Source organism: Paraconexibacter sp. (genome assembly GCF_041602235.1).
GTDB lineage: Bacteria > Actinomycetota > Thermoleophilia > Solirubrobacterales > Solirubrobacteraceae > Paraconexibacter.
This window is the reverse complement of record NZ_JBFIGP010000004.1, coordinates 1-14,802: the sequence shown is the minus strand read 5'-3', so window position 1 is coordinate 14,802 and position 14,802 is coordinate 1. Positions and strand designations below refer to the sequence as shown.

At 69.9% G+C, this 14,802-nt stretch carries 17 protein-coding genes and 1 riboswitch; of the genes, 12 read left to right on the top strand and 5 right to left on the bottom strand.

Annotated features, from left to right (window positions below; all coding sequences use genetic code 11):
- The first annotated feature begins 24 nt into the window (after nucleotides 1-24).
- The 5 genes from ABYE80_RS00605 to ABYE80_RS00585 all read left to right on the top strand — a co-directional run bounded on the left by ABYE80_RS00605 (nucleotide 25) and on the right by ABYE80_RS00585 (nucleotide 4,685).
- A complete protein-coding gene (locus tag ABYE80_RS00605) occupies nucleotides 25-1,296 on the top strand; it encodes a cytochrome P450 (protein ID WP_372787855.1) in 1,272 nt (423 codons plus the stop codon).
- A gap of 22 nt (nucleotides 1,297-1,318) precedes the next feature.
- Nucleotides 1,319-1,780 (top strand): hypothetical protein, encoded by a 462-nt coding sequence (locus ABYE80_RS00600; RefSeq protein ID WP_372787853.1) that lies wholly within the window; start codon nucleotides 1,319-1,321, stop codon nucleotides 1,778-1,780.
- Nucleotides 1,781-1,817: 37 nt separating this feature from the next.
- Nucleotides 1,818-2,879, top strand: coding sequence for a hypothetical protein (locus ABYE80_RS00595; protein ID WP_372787852.1), 1,062 nt, complete (start codon nucleotides 1,818-1,820; stop codon nucleotides 2,877-2,879).
- A 70-nt stretch (nucleotides 2,880-2,949) separates the two neighbouring features.
- Nucleotides 2,950-3,972, top strand: coding sequence for a phosphotransferase family protein (locus ABYE80_RS00590; protein ID WP_372787851.1), 1,023 nt, complete (start codon nucleotides 2,950-2,952; stop codon nucleotides 3,970-3,972).
- Entirely contained in the window at nucleotides 3,972-4,685 is a 714-nt protein-coding gene (locus ABYE80_RS00585; protein WP_372787850.1) for a hypothetical protein, read from the top strand. Before ABYE80_RS00590 ends, ABYE80_RS00585 begins: the two co-directional genes overlap by 1 nt.
- On the opposite strand, the gene ABYE80_RS00580 is transcribed toward ABYE80_RS00585, so the two are convergent.
- Nucleotides 4,661-5,293: a TetR/AcrR family transcriptional regulator gene (locus tag ABYE80_RS00580; RefSeq protein ID WP_372787848.1), complete on the bottom strand. Its 633-nt coding sequence runs from the start codon at nucleotides 5,291-5,293 to the stop codon at nucleotides 4,661-4,663. The two genes, ABYE80_RS00585 and ABYE80_RS00580, sit on opposite strands and share 25 nt — an antisense overlap.
- The gene (locus ABYE80_RS00575; RefSeq protein ID WP_372787846.1) at nucleotides 5,290-5,916 is read right to left on the bottom strand and encodes a TetR/AcrR family transcriptional regulator; all 627 of its coding nucleotides are present in this window, start codon (nucleotides 5,914-5,916) and stop codon (nucleotides 5,290-5,292) included. Before ABYE80_RS00575 ends, ABYE80_RS00580 begins: the two co-directional genes overlap by 4 nt.
- A 117-nt stretch (nucleotides 5,917-6,033) precedes the next feature.
- Here ABYE80_RS00575 and ABYE80_RS00570 point away from each other — a divergent pair, with 117 nt between their 5' ends.
- The 3 genes from ABYE80_RS00570 (at nucleotide 6,034) to thiC (ending at nucleotide 9,971) form a co-directional block, all read left to right on the top strand.
- Nucleotides 6,034-6,669 carry a TetR/AcrR family transcriptional regulator gene (locus ABYE80_RS00570; protein ID WP_372787845.1) on the top strand — a complete coding sequence of 212 codons (636 nt, stop codon included), beginning with the start codon at nucleotides 6,034-6,036 and terminating at the stop codon, nucleotides 6,667-6,669.
- Between the two features lie 146 nt (nucleotides 6,670-6,815).
- On the top strand, nucleotides 6,816-7,997 hold the full coding sequence (locus ABYE80_RS00565) for an ABC transporter ATP-binding protein (protein WP_372787843.1): 1,182 nt from the start codon (nucleotides 6,816-6,818) through the stop codon (nucleotides 7,995-7,997).
- 500 nt (nucleotides 7,998-8,497) lie between these two features.
- A riboswitch (TPP riboswitch) is annotated at nucleotides 8,498-8,608 on the top strand.
- Nucleotides 8,598-9,971 (top strand): phosphomethylpyrimidine synthase ThiC, encoded by a 1,374-nt coding sequence (gene thiC, locus ABYE80_RS00560; RefSeq protein ID WP_372787842.1) that lies wholly within the window; start codon nucleotides 8,598-8,600, stop codon nucleotides 9,969-9,971. It overlaps the preceding riboswitch by 11 nt.
- 53 nt (nucleotides 9,972-10,024) lie before the next feature.
- Here the strand turns inward: thiC and ABYE80_RS00555 are convergent, their stop codons facing one another.
- Complete coding sequence (locus tag ABYE80_RS00555) at nucleotides 10,025-10,696, bottom strand: alpha/beta hydrolase (protein ID WP_372787840.1); 672 nt, start codon at nucleotides 10,694-10,696, stop codon at nucleotides 10,025-10,027.
- Nucleotides 10,697-10,878: 182 nt separating this feature from the next.
- Here ABYE80_RS00555 and ABYE80_RS00550 point away from each other — a divergent pair, with 182 nt between their 5' ends.
- From ABYE80_RS00550 to ABYE80_RS00535, 4 genes are all read left to right on the top strand, one after another.
- Nucleotides 10,879-11,319, top strand: coding sequence for a PaaI family thioesterase (locus ABYE80_RS00550; protein WP_372787838.1), 441 nt, complete (start codon nucleotides 10,879-10,881; stop codon nucleotides 11,317-11,319).
- Nucleotides 11,320-11,504: 185 nt separating this feature from the next.
- Nucleotides 11,505-12,224 carry a hypothetical protein gene (locus ABYE80_RS00545; protein WP_372787836.1) on the top strand — a complete coding sequence of 240 codons (720 nt, stop codon included), beginning with the start codon at nucleotides 11,505-11,507 and terminating at the stop codon, nucleotides 12,222-12,224.
- A complete protein-coding gene (locus tag ABYE80_RS00540) occupies nucleotides 12,221-12,805 on the top strand; it encodes a cytochrome c oxidase subunit 3 (protein ID WP_372787834.1) in 585 nt (194 codons plus the stop codon). Before ABYE80_RS00545 ends, ABYE80_RS00540 begins: the two co-directional genes overlap by 4 nt.
- The gene (locus tag ABYE80_RS00535; RefSeq protein ID WP_372787832.1) at nucleotides 12,802-13,077 is read left to right on the top strand and encodes a cytochrome C oxidase subunit IV family protein; all 276 of its coding nucleotides are present in this window, start codon (nucleotides 12,802-12,804) and stop codon (nucleotides 13,075-13,077) included. Before ABYE80_RS00540 ends, ABYE80_RS00535 begins: the two co-directional genes overlap by 4 nt.
- Nucleotides 13,078-13,085: 8 nt before the next feature.
- Here ABYE80_RS00535 and ABYE80_RS00530 read toward each other — a convergent pair whose 3' ends face one another.
- Both ABYE80_RS00530 and ABYE80_RS00525 read right to left on the bottom strand, forming a co-directional pair.
- Nucleotides 13,086-13,910, bottom strand: a complete 825-nt coding sequence (locus ABYE80_RS00530; RefSeq protein WP_372787830.1) for a hypothetical protein — start codon at nucleotides 13,908-13,910, stop codon at nucleotides 13,086-13,088.
- A 7-nt stretch (nucleotides 13,911-13,917) separates the two neighbouring features.
- A partial coding sequence (locus ABYE80_RS00525) for a hypothetical protein (RefSeq protein WP_372787828.1) occupies nucleotides 13,918-14,802 on the bottom strand: 885 nt, incomplete at its 5' end.

Here is a 14,802-nt window from a genome sequence, read left to right as displayed (position 1 = left end):
CAGAACCAGCGAGAGAGGAATGACGTGACCCCTGACGCCCAGGCCCAGGCGGGCCCCCCCGCCACCGATCCGGCCGATCACCAGATGCTCATGGACATCTTCGGCGGGACCTGGGACCCGTCGCCGGCGTTCGCGAAGCTGCGCGAGAGCCGGCCCGTCGCGCACATCCCCGAGCTCGAGATCTGGCTCGTCAGCCGGTACGAGGACTGCGTCACGGTCATCCGCGACGTCAAGAACTTCGGTCACATGCCCACGGACATGATGTCCGAGGTCCCCGACGAGCTGAAGGACGTCCTCCCGCACGGCTACCAGGTCTGGTACCCGACGCTCATCAACACCGACCCGCCGGTGCACACGCGGATCCGGAAGCTCGCGCAGAAGCCGATCACCCCCAGGGCCGTCGCCCGCAAGGAGGACGACATCCGCGCGGCCGCTCACGCGATCGTCGACGAGTTCGTCGACGACGGTCAGGCCGACATCCTGCAGGCCTTCGCGCTCCCCCTCCCGATCAAGGTGCTCCAGCTGATCCTCGGGATTCCGCCGGAGGACCTCAAGAAGTTCGAGCGGTGGATCATCAACACGACGGAGTTGTTCAACCCCGCCATCTCGCCCGAGCAGCGTCTCGAGCTCGCTCGCGATCAGGTCGACTTCGGCGCCTACGTCGCGAACGCGATCCAGCGGCGCCGCGACGAGCCGGCGGACGACCTGATCAGCGAGCTGATCGCAGTCGAGGAGGAGGGCGAGAAGCGCCTGACCGACATGGAGGTCCAGGGCGTCGTCGCGCAGCTCATCCTCGCCGGCTTCGACACGACGGCGGGTGCCCTGTGCTTCGCGCTCATGCATCTCTGCCGCAATCCCGAGATCCTCGAGCGGGTCCGCAACGACTCGAGCCTCCTCCCGGTCGTCGTCGAGGAGACCGTGCGGCGCAGCACGCCCGTGCGCGGTGTGGTGCGACAGACCAAGAACGACGTCGTGCTGAACGGCCAGACGATCCCCGCCGGTTCGCGTGTCATGGCGATGGCCTCCTCGGCCAACCAGGACCCGGAGCAGTTCAGCTGCCCGCACCAGTTCGACATCGACCGCGACCCCAGTGAGCTGCGGCGCCACATCGGCTTCGGGCAGGGGGTCCACAAGTGCATCGGCCAGCCGATCGCCCAGACCGATATCCGGGTCGGACTCGAGGTCCTGCTCGAGCGCCTACCCAACCTCCGCCTCGCGAGCGAGGACATGCCGATGTCCCCGGGAATGATCTTCCTGCGGCCGTCGAAGCTCGAGCTCGCCTGGGACAAGCCGTGACCGACCGACAGGAGTCGAGCCGATGATCACCCAGCCCTCCACCCCCCGACTGCTCGCCGTCATACGTGAGCAGCTCAACGCCATCGCCCCCACGCTTACGGATCCTGCGGCCGCCGCCGGCATCGGCATGCTGGATCGCGTGCTGCTGACCCTCGAGGTCCGTGCCGAGCACGAGATCGCCTGGATGGTCGAGGCGGTCGACGAGATCACCAGCACCGCGAAGGACGTGATCCCGGAGCTCGCGGAACCGCAGGCCGCCCAAGCCGCGCTCGACGCGCTCGAGACGGGACGCACCGGCAGCCTGCACCTGTCCGACGTGACCGCCGAGTTCAACCTCGCTGGCCGTCTGCTGTCGGAGTTGCTCGAAGCGACGGCGGCGACCACAGGAGCGTCCCGCGACCGGGTCATGGGTCTGCTCGAGCACCGACTGGCCAACGAGATGGCGGTCCAGGGCGCGGACTTCGCGCTCGTCGGCCGCGACTAGACCCCCGCTACCCCCGACGTCTACCGAGGAGATCACCATGGGCTGGACCGACACCATCGACGTATCCGACGAGCACTTCCATCCGAAGAGCGACGATCCGTACTGGAGCGAGAACACGCTACTCGGGTTCACCGTCCCTGAGCGCAATCTCTGCGGCTTCATCTACTACTACTTCCGTCCGAACATGAACCTCGTCGTGGGTGGCACCGCGATCTGGGACAACACGGGGGAAGACGTCTACAACTGCAAGTACTTCGGCTGGGATCAGCACCTCGTGATCCCGGAGGGCGCCGACATGTACGACTTCACGCTCTCGAACTCGCTCAGCGCGAAGATGATCGAGCCGCAGCAGAAGTACCAGTTCGGGTACGACCGCGCGGGGACGAAGATCGACCTCACCTGGACCGCCGACGCCGCCCCGCACTACATGAAGCTCAAGAAGGGTGGCGACGTCGATCCTGGGATCGCGAACTGGGTCTCCAAGGACGGCGAGTTCTCCGTCGGCCACTACGAGCAGGCCGGCCGGTTCGTCGGAACCGTCGAGGTGGAGGGCGAGGTGTTCGACGTCGACTGCGGCGCGCTGCGCGACCGAGGCTGGGGCCCGCGTCACGCGGACATCGCCGATCCGCTGCGCGCCGGCTGGCCGTATGCCTTCGACGGGCCGGAGAGTGGCTGGCATCTGTACGACCCGCAGACGGAGCTCTCGTTCGAGGAGGATCCGATCGAGGGAACGACGGAGACCGTCACCACGGGCTTCTACATCCGTGATGGCGTGAAGGCCCAGGTCGTGAGTGGCACGCGACGCGCCGAACGTGGCCGCGACGGCCGCGTGCTCTCGCAGGTGATCGACTGCGTCGACGAGCTCGGCCGAGAGTTGCACGCCGTGGGGACGGGCCTGAACTGGCTCAAGTGGCCGATCAACAGCGACATCGTCAACTGGTGGTCGCTCGTGAAGTGGGAGTACGACGGTCGCGTCGTGTACGGCGAAGATCAGGACTTCATGAACTTCCGGCACTACCGGCGGTACTGGAACAAGCTGGTCGCCCGGGACCCCGACCTCATGAACTGCCTCCCCGAGTCGGCGGACCGCCCCGCCTGACGAGGCATTCGGGTCCGGGTGGCTCACGCCATGCCTGGCCCGCTCGACCGGAACCACAAGAGGAGACGACGTGTTTGACCCCAGCGAGATGCCCGCGCGCCTGGAGGCCTTCCTGGCCCAGCGGCACCCCGACACCGGCGAGATCGCCGTGAGCGACTATCAGCCGCTCACCGGCGGCTACAGCCGTCTGATGGCGAAGTTCACGGCGACGATCGACGGCGAGGTCCAGCACCTCATCGCTCGCGGGGATCCGCCCGCCGGCCAGGAGTTCATCGTCACGGATCGAGACCGGGAGTGGGCGTTGCTCTCGGCCCTGACTGCGGACGGCCGCGCGCCCATGCCAAGAGCGCTGTACTACGACGCAGACGGCTCCGAGCTCGGGACCAAGGCGATCGTGCTCGAGTTCGTCGAGGGGGGCTCGTTCCAGTCTCAGGTCACCGCCTCGGAGGACGACCGGCCTGCGCAGCTCGACACGCTCGCGAAGCTCGCATCGGAGATCCACGCCGTCGACCTCGACGTGCTCCCAGCGGAGATCGACCGTCCGCAGGACTGGGACGCGTACTTCGACGACTGCGTCGCCGCGTGGCGGGAGATGGATGCGCAGCACGTCGAGGCCATGCCCGTGTTCCGGCACGTCGCGTCGTGGCTCGAGCAGCACAAGCCGGCGCCCGCGCCGTTGACGCTGGTGCACGCCGAGCTGCAACCGCCCAACATCATGGTGGGCGATGACGGTCGCCTGCTGGCCGTCGACTGGGAGGTCGCCCGCATCGGCGATCCCCGCGAGGACCTCGGGTGGTTCCAGTTCATGAGCTCTGTCGCCCAGCCCCCGGACATCATCGCGTCCGATCCCGAGGGGTTCGCGCGCCGCTACCGCGAGTTGACCGGCCTCGGGGAGGACGTCGTCAACCCTGCGACGATCGCCTACTTCGCGATCCTGCCCACCGCGCGGGTCTTCGGCCTCCTGCTCGAGAACCTGCGCGCGCTGTCGTCTGGGGCGACGTCGTCCCTGGCGGCGGCGTTCACCATCGGGTTCCTCTCCGCCGCGCAGGCCTGGTGGGTGGCGACGATGGCGGCGATCGAAGATCAGATCTGATGGGGACGGCCCGCCCGGCGCTGCAGCGCGCGTGCGCGTGGTGCGCGCCGGTCGGGCTGGTCCTCACGTTCAGCGGGATGCTGGTCGCCGGCTGGCTCCCGCCGCCCTTCCCCGGCGACGGCGCCACCGAGGTGGCCGCGTACTACCGGGAGCACCGGGAGGCGATCCGGCTCGGCTCGATCCTCATCGCGGTGGGCGGCGTCCTGCTGCTGCCGCTCGTTGCAGTGACCTCCGTCTACCTGTCGGCCATCGAGCGGGACCGCGGTGCCTTGAGCAACCTCCAACTGATCAGCGGGGCCCTCGGCCCCGTGGCGTTCGTGATCCCGAGCTTCCTCTGGGCGGGGGCCGCGTTCGATCCGGCTCGCTCGCCGGAGATCACCAAGCTGCTGCACGACACGGCGTGGCTGCTGTTCATCGCAGGGGTATGGACCTTCGTCGTCCAGAACCTGGCGATCGGCGCCGCGGTCCTCTGCGACGCGCGGACCGATCCAATCTTCCCGCGCTGGCTCGGCTACCTCGCGATCTGGACCGCGGTGCTGTTCACCCCGAGCTGCCTCGTGGTGTTCTTCCGCGAGGGGCCGTTCTCGTGGAACGGCATCTTCACCTTCTGGCTCGCGGCGGCCGCCTTCGTCGCCTGGACGGCCGCGCTGGTCTGGACGGTGCAGCGCGCGATCACGCGGTCCGTGGCCTACGGCCCCGGTGCGAGCGCGTAGAGACTCCGCCACACGACGTCGCGGTAGCCGTCGACGAACTGCGCCAGCAGCTCCTCGTCCTCGAGGCGCAGGAGCTGGTGGCCGCCCCGCTGTCCCATCCAGATCAACCACGTCGCGGTCTCGCGCGGCGGTACATCGGGGACGACCCACCCTTCCCGCTGCCCGGCCCGGATGTGCTTGGTCAGTTGCGTCACCGAGACCGCCGTTGCCGCCTCGACGACCTCGCGGATGATCGGGTCGTAGGAGGTGGCATCGAAGATGACCGAGAGCTCGGTGGCGTGTGAGCGCCAGACTGCCGCCATCCCCCCGAGGACGTCGCGCATCTGGTCCGATGTCGGCGCGGTGTCGATCGCCGTCCAGCGAGCAGTGGCCTCGTGGAGCTCGGCGCCGATCGGGCCGAAGCAGACCTCGAGGAGCTCCGTCTTGTCCTGGAAGTAGAGGTAGAACGTCGAACGCCCGATCCCGGCGGCACTCGCGAGCCGCTCGACGCCCACCGAGGGAAAGGATGCGTCGTCCTCGGTGAGATGATCGGTCGCGCGGAGGATCTGCAGGGCCAGCTCGACCCGGCGTTGCTCGCGATCGACGCGGCGGCCAGTGGGTCTGCTCATCGGTCGAAGGTGTACAGGACGTTCCACACGATCCCGGCGTAGGCCTCGATCAGGCGCCGCGTCGGACGTTCACCCCGGTGCACGAGCGCGCGCAGACCGCTCTCGCCCATCCAGCTCAGCCAATGGGCGATCGTGTCAGCGTCCAGTCCGGGGTCCATCCACCCGTCGTTCTGGGCGGTGGTGATGTGCTGCGTCACCGCGGCGAAGGAGTGCTCCAGCGAGTCTTCGAGATGCTCCCGGACCCGTCCGTCGTAGGCGGCGGCCTCGACGACAGCGGTGAGCAGCAGGCCGTGCTCGGCGTAGGCGACGAAGATGTCCTCGACGGCCTTCTCGAGATCCGCACGGGTCGCGTCGCGGGGGAGCGACCACCAGCCCTCACCCGCGCCGGTGATCGCTTCGAGAGCGTCGTCGGCGAGCTCGGTGAGGAGATGGCCCTGATCCTCGAAGAACAGGTAGAACGTCGAGCGCGCGACGCCGGACTCCGCGCAGATGCGCTCGATGCTCAGATCCGTCCAGCGCTCGCCGTCGGCCAGGAGGGTGGTGACCGTGGCCGAGAGCGTGGCGGTGATGACGGGCCGACGCCCAGCCCGGCTGACGCGCTTCTTGTTGGGGGCCGACGCCACGGACGGGCACGCTACCGCAGCGGCTGGACGCGCTGTCCGACTCGACCGCTGGAGGGTCCGTCTGTACACTCCGTCCACGACTCCTCGACCACGCCGGTCGGTGAGCTTCGGCGGCCCATGGGATCGGTAACACGCACCACGAAGACGAGCTCTCGGGCCACGCGTCGCGACGAGATGTCCCGACGCCTGCTCGACGCGCTCGAGCAGAACCTCGCCACCGCCAGCGTCACCGAGTTGAGCGTGGACAGGCTGGCGCGGGACGCGGGGGTCTCCCGGTCGGCGTTCTATCTGCACTTCGAGGACAAGGCCGACCTCCTGCGGCTGCTGTACGCGAACGTCGTCGAGGAGCTCATCGAGGCTGCCGGGGTGTGGTGGAGCCTGCCGCCGGGCTCGACGAAGGAAGAGCTCCTCGACGGGTTCCGCGTGCTCCTGGACACCTACCGCGAGCACGCGCTGCTGATGCAGGCCGTGGTCGAGGTGGCCACCTACGATCCTGATCTGCGGGACGAGTTCGACGCCTTGATGACGCGCGCCGTCGGCGAGGTCGTGGAGCACATTCGCGCCGGGCAGGAGTCCGGATCCATCCGCCGCGGTCTGGACGCGCAGCCGGTGGCGAGCTGCCTGACCTGGATGACCGAACGGGTGCTGATGCAGGTCCTCGGTACTGCCGACGAGGCGGAGGCGCAGCGTCACCTCGCGGGGCTCGTGGATGTGTACTGGCACACGCTGTACCAGCGTGACGATTCCTGCTGAGTCGCGAATTCGGACAGCATGTCCGGATGCCGTGTTGCACATTCCGTCCAACAGGGTGTAGCATCGCCCGTACGCCTCGAGGGCCGCGCGTCCTGTGCGCTCGCGGCGTGGAGGAGAACTGTCAGATGTCGAGCGAGGTGTCACTCATGGCCATCCCCGACGAGGCCCCGGTGCTGCGGATCGAGGAAGCGTTGGCTCGCGCGCTCGACGGGGACGCCGGCGCCGTCGCTCGGCTCGAGCACGCCGACACCAGCGTCGCGTTCCGCGCCCCCGGTCAGGACGGAGCCGTGCTGCTCCTGGACCGGGTCCCGACGCTGATCCCGGCAGAAGATGAGCCTGCGGAGATCGAGATCCTCTTCACCGCCGAGCAGGCGCGTCGGTTCGTCGTCGGTGCGCTGCCCCTCACCGCGGCGATCGTGAGCGGGCAGGTTCGCGCGGAGGGCCCGGTCCGCAAGTACCTCGAGGTCGATCCGATCCTCCGCAAGCTGCTCGGCGAGGGTCATGCGGGGTCAGAGTACGACGGCCGCTCCGACGCGCCCGAGGAACGGATCACGGAGGCGATCGACCCGGCGCTGCTCGCCATCGAGACTCGCGACCTGCACAAGAGCTTCGGCTCCAACCACATCTTGCAGGGGCTGAACCTCGCGATTCCCGAGGGGGCGATCTCCGTCATCCTCGGGCCCTCCGGAACCGGGAAGAGCGTGTGCCTGCAGCACGTGATCGGCATCATGAAACCCGACGCGGGCGACGTGCTCATTCGCGGACGCGCCCTCAGCAGCATGTCTCGGGCCGAGATCCTCGGGCTCCGCCGGACGATCGGCGTCATGTTCCAGGACGGAGCCCTCTTCAGCGCGCAGAACGTGTACGAGAACGTCGCGTTCCCGCTGCGCCAGCACACCGACTTCGCGGAGTCCGAGATCCGCCAGATCGTGATGGAGCATCTGGAGAGCGTGGGTCTGGCCAACGCGGGCAGTCGCATGCCCAACGAGCTCTCCGGCGGCATGCGCAAGCGCGCCGGCCTGGCGCGGGCGCTCGCGCTCAACCCCGGCATCGTGCTGTGCGACGAGCCCGACTCCGGCCTCGATCCGGTCCGCACGGCCCTGCTGGGCGATCTGCTGGTCGAGCGGCACGCCGAGCACGGTGGCACGATGGTGGTCGTGACGCACAACATCATGCTGGCGCGGAGCATCGCCGACCACATCTCGGTGGTGTGGCGCGGGAAGGTGCTGGAGGCCGGCATGACCGAGCAGATCCTGCAGTCGGACACGCCGTTCATCGAGCAGTTCCTCTCCGGGGCGGCGCACGGGCCGCTCACCATGGACGCCTGACACCGCGGCCGGGCCGTCGGGTGCCCCGGCGTGGGCGGTCGCTCGACCCGGCTACCGGATCACGCGAAGCGCAGCGCGAGCGAGCCTGCTCTCGGGGATGCTGGCGGCCGTGCCGGCCTCGTCCGCTGGAGGCGTCGAGAGCGCGGGCGGTGTCTCGTGCGCCGGTAGCCGCTTTGCCATGAGCCGCACGACTTCGAGGAAGCGCGCCGACGGTCGCGGCGACGAGGGGTACGAAGGTCTGCGCATCCGTGGAGCACCTCCTCAGGGGAACGGTTCGACTGCGCGTGGATACCCATGAAGTGCGACTGATGAAACGGTACGGGCCGACTACCCGCTCCTGATTTCGGGAGGTGGCGCGTCTGCGCTGCGGGGGAGCTTCGGCGCTCCGCTCCCCAGTGCGTGCCGGCCTGTCGCTGGGTCGAGACCGTCGGCCACATCAGCTTCCTCCGCGGGCCGGCGCGCGAGCCCAGGCGCGTCGAGCGGTAGGGTCCGCAGCCAACCCATACATCCCGGGGGGTCCCAAGTCGAGGGGCTGAGAGGGCACTGCCTTGCGCCGACCCGACGAACCTGATCTGGCTCATACCAGCGAAGGGAGGACCCGTGTCACACCGACCCACTCCTACGTCCGGCGGCGGCTGCCGGACCCAGATGCACCTCGCCCGGAAGGGCACCATCACGCCTGCGATGCAGCGGGTGGCCGCGCGCGAGCACCTCGACGCCGAGGTGATCCGCGCGGAGGTTGCGCGCGGCCGGATGGTGATCCCCGCCAACCACCGTCACCTCGACGGCGCGCTCGACCCGATGGCGATCGGGCTCAAGGCGCGCGTGAAGATCAACGCCAACATCGGCAGCTCGCCGACGTCGTCATCCGTCTCGGAGGAGATCGCGAAGCTCACGGTCTCCGAGCGCTGGGGCGCGGACACCGTGATGGACCTCTCGACCGGCAAGGACATCGACGAGACCCGCGAGGCGATCCTGGCGGCCGCCATGGTTCCGATCGGGACGGTGCCGATCTACCAGGCCCTCGAGCGGGTGAAGGCCCCGGAGGACCTCACCGCCGACCTGCTGCTCGAGGTCATCGAACACCAGGCTCGCCAGGGCGTCGACTACATGACGATCCACGCTGGCGTGCGGCTCGAGCACCTGCCCCTCTGCCAGCACCGCGTGACGGGGATCGTCTCGCGGGGCGGAGGGCTGCTCGCCCGCTGGATGGTTGAGCACATGTCCGAGAACCCCCTGTACGAGCGCTGCGACGAGGTGCTCGAGATCTGTCGCGCTCATGACGTCACGGTCTCGCTCGGGGACGGCTTGCGCCCTGGCTCGATCGCCGATGCCTCCGACGCCGCGCAGTTCGCCGAGCTCGACACGCTGGGGGAGCTGACGCAGCAGGCGTGGGACCGGGACGTGCAGGTCATGGTCGAGGGGCCCGGCCACGTGCCCCTCGACCAGCTCGAGGAGAACGTGCGGCGACAGCAGCGCGTCTGCCACGAGGCGCCCTTCTACACGCTCGGACCGCTGGTCACCGACGTCGCCCCCGGATACGACCACATCACGAGCGCGATCGGGGCGGCGATCGTCGGCTGGTACGGCACCTCGATGCTCTGTTACGTCACGCCGAAGGAGCACCTCGGGCTCCCCGATGCTGATGACGTCAAGCAGGGTCTGATCGCCTATCGCATCGCTGCGCACGCGGCCGATCTCGCGCGCGGGAACGTGATCGCCGCGCGCTGGGACCGGTCACTGTCCGAGGCGCGCTTCGCGTTCGACTGGAACCGTCAGTTCCAGCTCGCACTGGATCCCGAGACCGCGCGGGCGATGCACGACCAGACGCTGGCCGACGACTACTTCAAGACCGCCGAGTTCTGTTCGATGTGCGGACCGAAGTACTGCCCGATGCACAACTTCCGCGACGTCGACTGGGACGCGGTCCGGGCGACGGTCGCCGAGCGCAGGCGGGCCCGTGCCGTGGGCTGAGGGCGCAGCACGGTCCCGCCCGCCGGTCAGGTCTCGCTGGGCGGCATCGCCGTTCAGGCCGCTCGCGCCGCAGTGGCGGGCCGGCCGGAGGTCTCTCCCTGCAGGGTCTCGACCGCGAACTCCGCGGCGAGCCCGTCGAAGCGCCGGTGGTGACGCAGCATCGCGTGCTTGCCGCCCTCGACCGTGACGTACTCGGTGGGGACGACGCGGCGCAGGCGCTGGGCGAGCGCGAGCGAGCGAGCGGGGCTGGCGACCCGGTCGCGGTCCCCGTGGACGATCAGCAGCCGCTCGCCGTCCAGGCCGGGCGGCACGTCGTCGGGGTAGACCCACGGGGCCAGCGCGACGGCGCTTCGCACGGCCGGGTGCGGGGCGGTGAGCAGGGCGGCACGCCCGCCGAGCGAGTGGCCGACGAGGCAGGCCGGCAGACCGGGCCCGAGGCGCGTCTCGATCTCCGCGAGCGCCCACCGCGCGTCGTGCACGGACGTGTCATCGGCGTTCCAGCCGCGGAAGCGGTTCAGCAGCCGGAAGACCGCGAGGTCATCGCCGCCCGCACGGGCGATCCGCCGGGCGACCGGGACCATGCGCAGCACCGAGAGCTGGGTCGGGCTGACCGCCACGCCTCCGCCGTGGTCGGCCCCGCCGTGCAGCACGAGGACCACGCCGCTCGGGCGGTCCGGGACGCTGACGTCGATGAGTCGCGGCGCATGCTCGATGACCGGCGGCATACCCGCTTCCTACGGGACGGCACACGCCGTGGTTCACCTCCAGGGACCGGCCCGGCCCGACAGGACCGCGAAGCTGGGGCCGCGGATCCGACGCGTGCGGCCGCACGCTCTGGCAACCTCCCGGCCCGGCGGTCGCACGGGCGCGGGGCAGACGAGGAGAGCACGCAGATGGCCCGCTGACGTTGGAGGAGCGCTTCGACGAGAAGGTCGCGGCGCACATGCTGGAGTTCGGGAACCAGATGCCGGGGCTCCAGCAGTACCTGGGCATCTCGTTCGTGAAGATCGAGGCGGGGCGACTGTGGGCGGAAGCGGATCTCGCGTCGCAGGAACCGACGCCCTCGGGCAACCTGCACGGCGGCGTGATCGCGGCCGTGCTCGACCACGTCACGGGCGCGGTCGTCTACCCGGTCATCCCGGTCGGACACTGGGGGGCGACGACCGAGCTCAAGATCAACTACCTCGCCCCGGTCGCGCCCGGCATCCTTCGCGCGGAGGCCTCGGTGCTGGGCCTGGGCAACCGCAGCGCCGTCGTGCGCGGCGAGGCCTACGTCGAGGACCGGCTCGTCGCTGCCGCGCAGGGCACGATCACGATCGTGGCACCGCGGGTGCAGGCCGAAACGTAGGGGCGCGCCACGCGTCGCGGGTCACATCCGCACGTCTACCGGAGGTCCGAGATCTCTGCCGCTCCGGCGACTCGTCAGGCAAAGGCGCGGAATAAGACGCGCTTTAATGCGCAAAAATACGCTTGGCCACCGTATATACTGCGCAAATGCGCAGTAGCACTCTGGGTGGCTCCGACGGCCTTGCCATGCCTATCCCGACGTCTTCTCTTCGCTCGGAGCGCATCTGCGTCTGGTGCGGCCTGGCGCTCGTGGTCCTCCTCGGGGTGGGGTTCGTCCTGGCGGGGCTCGTACCGCCGCCATCGCCCGCGTCGTCCGGAGAGCAGATCCGCGACTTCTACGCCGAGAACGCCGACCTCAAGCGAGTCGGGATCATCCTGCTCTCGGTCGGCGGCAGTCTGTTCCTGCCGTTCGGTGTCGCGGTTGCCGCGCAGCTGCGCCGCATCGAGGGACCGGGGTCGCCGGCCGCCTACGTCCAGCTCGGCGCCGCGACGATCACGGCAGCGACGACGATCATCTACACGTTCATGATGCTGACCCTGGCCTACCGGCCGGACGGGCGCTCGCCGGACGTGATGCTGGCGCTCAACGACCTCGCGTGGCTGCCGTTCGTGGGCGTCTGGTCGCCCGGGGCGCTGCAGGCTGCGGCCGTCGCGGTCGCGATCTTCGCCGACCGCCGGCCGCCCGGGGAGCGGATCCTCCCGCGCTGGCTGGGCTGGGTCAGCGCCTGGATGGCGTTCACCTCGCTGACCGGGTCGCTCGTGCCGTTCTTCACCGACGGGCCGTTCGCCTGGAACGGCCTGATCGGGTTCTACGTCGCGGCCACCGTGTTCCTGGGCTGGTACCTGGCCGTGTTCACCGTCCTGCTGCGCACGACCGCGCCGCGGGTCCGGGGCGCTGCCACATGAGCACCGCGACGGAGTCCCGGCAGGCCGAGCGGAGAATCCCGGGGGAGGCCGGTCTGTGGGCGTTCATCCTGCTGGACCTCGTGGTCTTCACGGTCTTCTTCGTGACCGTCCTGCACTACCGCGGCGAAGCCCCGGCGGCGTTCGCCGCCGGGCAGGCCGAGTTGCACGGCGGGCTCGCGGTGATCAACACGCTGTTCCTGGTGACCGGGTCCCTCGTCGTCGTCCGCGCCGTCGAGGCGGCCCGCAGCGGCGCCGTACTGGCGGCGCGCCGCTGCCTGACGGCCGCGATCGCGACGGGCTGCGGGTTCCTGGCGGTCAAGGGGCTCGAGTACGCGTTCCTGCTGAGCGAGGGCTACTCGATCCACGACGGGACCTTCTACCTCTGCTACTTCGCGTTCACCGGTGTGCACCTCGTCCACGTCGTGGTCGCGACCGCGGTGCTCCTGTTCATGCGCCGGGCCCTACGCGCCGGGTCCTCACCCGCGCCCCGCCTCCCGCTGCTCGAGGGCGGTGCCGCGTACTGGCACATGGTCGACTTGCTTTGGCTGATCCTGTTCCCGCTGCTGTACCTCTCCGCATGAGGCGCCAGATCTTCCGCACCGACGTCGTCTCCGCGGCCTGGGCGGCGCTGGTCCTCGCAACCGGGGTGTCGTGGTGGCTAGGGGCCGACCACGGGCTCGGGGCGGGCGACGCCGCGGTGGCCGGCGTGCTGGCGATCGGGTTCGCCAAAGCCTGGGTCGTCGGTCGCTGGTTCATGGACCTGCGCGCCGCGCCGCTCTGGCTGCGGCGCTGCTTCGACGCCTGGGTCGGCGGGTCCGGGATCGCGGTCTGCGTGCTCAGCCTCGCGATCTGACCCGTTCGTCAGACCGTGAGCGCCGGCACCGCGTCGGCGTCCAGTGAACCTGCGGATCGTGCGGGCGCGGTCGGGCCGGCGTGGCGGTCGGCCAGGCGGGCCGCGGCGAGCACCGCGGCGGCGGTCATCGCGATGCTCAGGAGCGACGCGCCCACGCGTACCGCGCTCGGGACGTCGGCGTGCAGCGCCGTGGCCACTGGGAAGATCGGGATCATGAGCAGGCCGCCCGCGACCGCGGGGCAGGCGGCGACCCGCCACGCCGCTCCACGCGGCGAGCCGGGCCAGCGGTCGGTCACCGCGTACATGAGGCCGCCGGCAGCGATCGGGATGAAGCCGTTGAGCACGACCCAGTGCAGCGGGAACCCACCGATCTCCATCGGCTGATCGCCGTAGTACTGGTAGAGGTCCCACTGCAGGAACGGGACCTCGAGCAGCAGGTCGGTCACGCCCCACAGCAGGAAGGTGCCATAGACGGCGCGGGCCCCGTGCCCGGCCCGCAACTGGGTCAGGAGCAGGTAGCCGCCGAAGCCGATGAAGAGCGCGTACCCGAGCATGTCGAAGAGCGGGTCCTTCATCCCGAACGCCTCGACGTACGGGAGGGGGATGTTCGACGGGAACCAGACCTTGGTGAGGGCGTTGTAGACCGGGGGGACGACCGCGCCGACGGCCAGTCCGCCGGCCAGTGCGGCGAGCGGATGGATGGTGCCCTCGCGCCGCGCTCGATGAGCGAGCCACGCCAGGGTCCCGAGCATGTTCACGGCGAACAGGGCGTAGAAGGCGGTGTAGGCCCCGGAAGGGGCGCGCATGTCCAGCGGCGCGTCGGTGATGAACATCGCGCGGTCAGTCTGCCGAGGCGCCGACGGGGACGCGCCGGTCGGGGGTCTGGAGGTCGGGGCCGGGTTCCTCCACGCCGGGTGGCCGGCCGGCGGCGAGGTCGCGCGAGACGACCACGAGCCGGGGCAGGACCCGCGCGATCGCGGTGACGCACGCGAGGCTCAGGCCGATCGACGCCACCGCGCACAGGTACTTGGCCGGGTCCGACCAGGACGAGTTGATCGCCGTCGAGACCGGCCAGGCCACGATGCCCGATGCGGCGCCGAGCGCCACCGAGGGCAGCAGGATCAGCCACGCCTGGGCGCGCCCGCGGAGGTGGTCGAGGGCGAGCAGCAGCAGTCCGCCGCCGAGAATGACGTGCAGGCCGTCGATGCCCGCCCACCAGACGGGGTAGCCGAGGACCTTCATCGGCGGGTCGCCGTAGAACTCCAGCACGCCGATCCACGCCGACAGCCCGATCGCGACGAAGTCGATCACGACGACCATGCCGTAGATGGCCCACACGTCGCGGGAGCGCAGGCCCGACCGCTGGAAGTGGCGGGCCATGAGGTACAGCAGCCCGCCGCAGAACCACGCGTAGCCGATCGGGACGAACATCGGGACCGAGCGCCCGAAGGACTCGAGCACCGGCAGGTTCTGATCGGGCGGGTAGCCGACGAGGACGACGTTGTCGAGCCAGGACTCCATGAGACCCGACAGCGCGCCCCCGAGGAGCAGGAAGGGGAGCGCGGGCCCGACCCGGCGCTCCGCGGGTGAGGTCAGCCACCAGACCAGCAGGCCGGCGGTGAGCACCACCATGAGAACCGTGTAGACGATCAGGGCCGCGTCGGGGTTGTCGCGGACGGGCATGGCGGGAACGGCGGACAGCATGCGGGCGGTCTCCTCGGATCG

What these genes read in the sequence shown, in the direction of transcription:
- ABYE80_RS00600 (WP_372787853.1), top strand. Translation starts at nt 1,319, where the DNA reads ATGATCACCCAGCCCTCCACCCCCCGACTGCTCGCCGTCATACGTGAG.
- ABYE80_RS00595 (WP_372787852.1), top strand. Translation starts at nt 1,818, where the DNA reads ATGGGCTGGACCGACACCATCGACGTATCCGACGAGCACTTCCATCCG.
- ABYE80_RS00585 (WP_372787850.1), top strand. Translation starts at nt 3,972, where the DNA reads ATGGGGACGGCCCGCCCGGCGCTGCAGCGCGCGTGCGCGTGGTGCGCG.
- ABYE80_RS00580 (WP_372787848.1), bottom strand. Translation starts at nt 5,293, where the DNA reads ATGAGCAGACCCACTGGCCGCCGCGTCGATCGCGAGCAACGCCGGGTC.
- ABYE80_RS00570 (WP_372787845.1), top strand. Translation starts at nt 6,034, where the DNA reads ATGGGATCGGTAACACGCACCACGAAGACGAGCTCTCGGGCCACGCGT.
- ABYE80_RS00565 (WP_372787843.1), top strand. Translation starts at nt 6,816, where the DNA reads ATGGCCATCCCCGACGAGGCCCCGGTGCTGCGGATCGAGGAAGCGTTG.
- ABYE80_RS00555 (WP_372787840.1), bottom strand. Translation starts at nt 10,696, where the DNA reads ATGCCGCCGGTCATCGAGCATGCGCCGCGACTCATCGACGTCAGCGTC.
- ABYE80_RS00545 (WP_372787836.1), top strand. Translation starts at nt 11,505, where the DNA reads ATGCCTATCCCGACGTCTTCTCTTCGCTCGGAGCGCATCTGCGTCTGG.
- ABYE80_RS00540 (WP_372787834.1), top strand. Translation starts at nt 12,221, where the DNA reads ATGAGCACCGCGACGGAGTCCCGGCAGGCCGAGCGGAGAATCCCGGGG.
- ABYE80_RS00535 (WP_372787832.1), top strand. Translation starts at nt 12,802, where the DNA reads ATGAGGCGCCAGATCTTCCGCACCGACGTCGTCTCCGCGGCCTGGGCG.
- ABYE80_RS00530 (WP_372787830.1), bottom strand. Translation starts at nt 13,910, where the DNA reads ATGTTCATCACCGACGCGCCGCTGGACATGCGCGCCCCTTCCGGGGCC.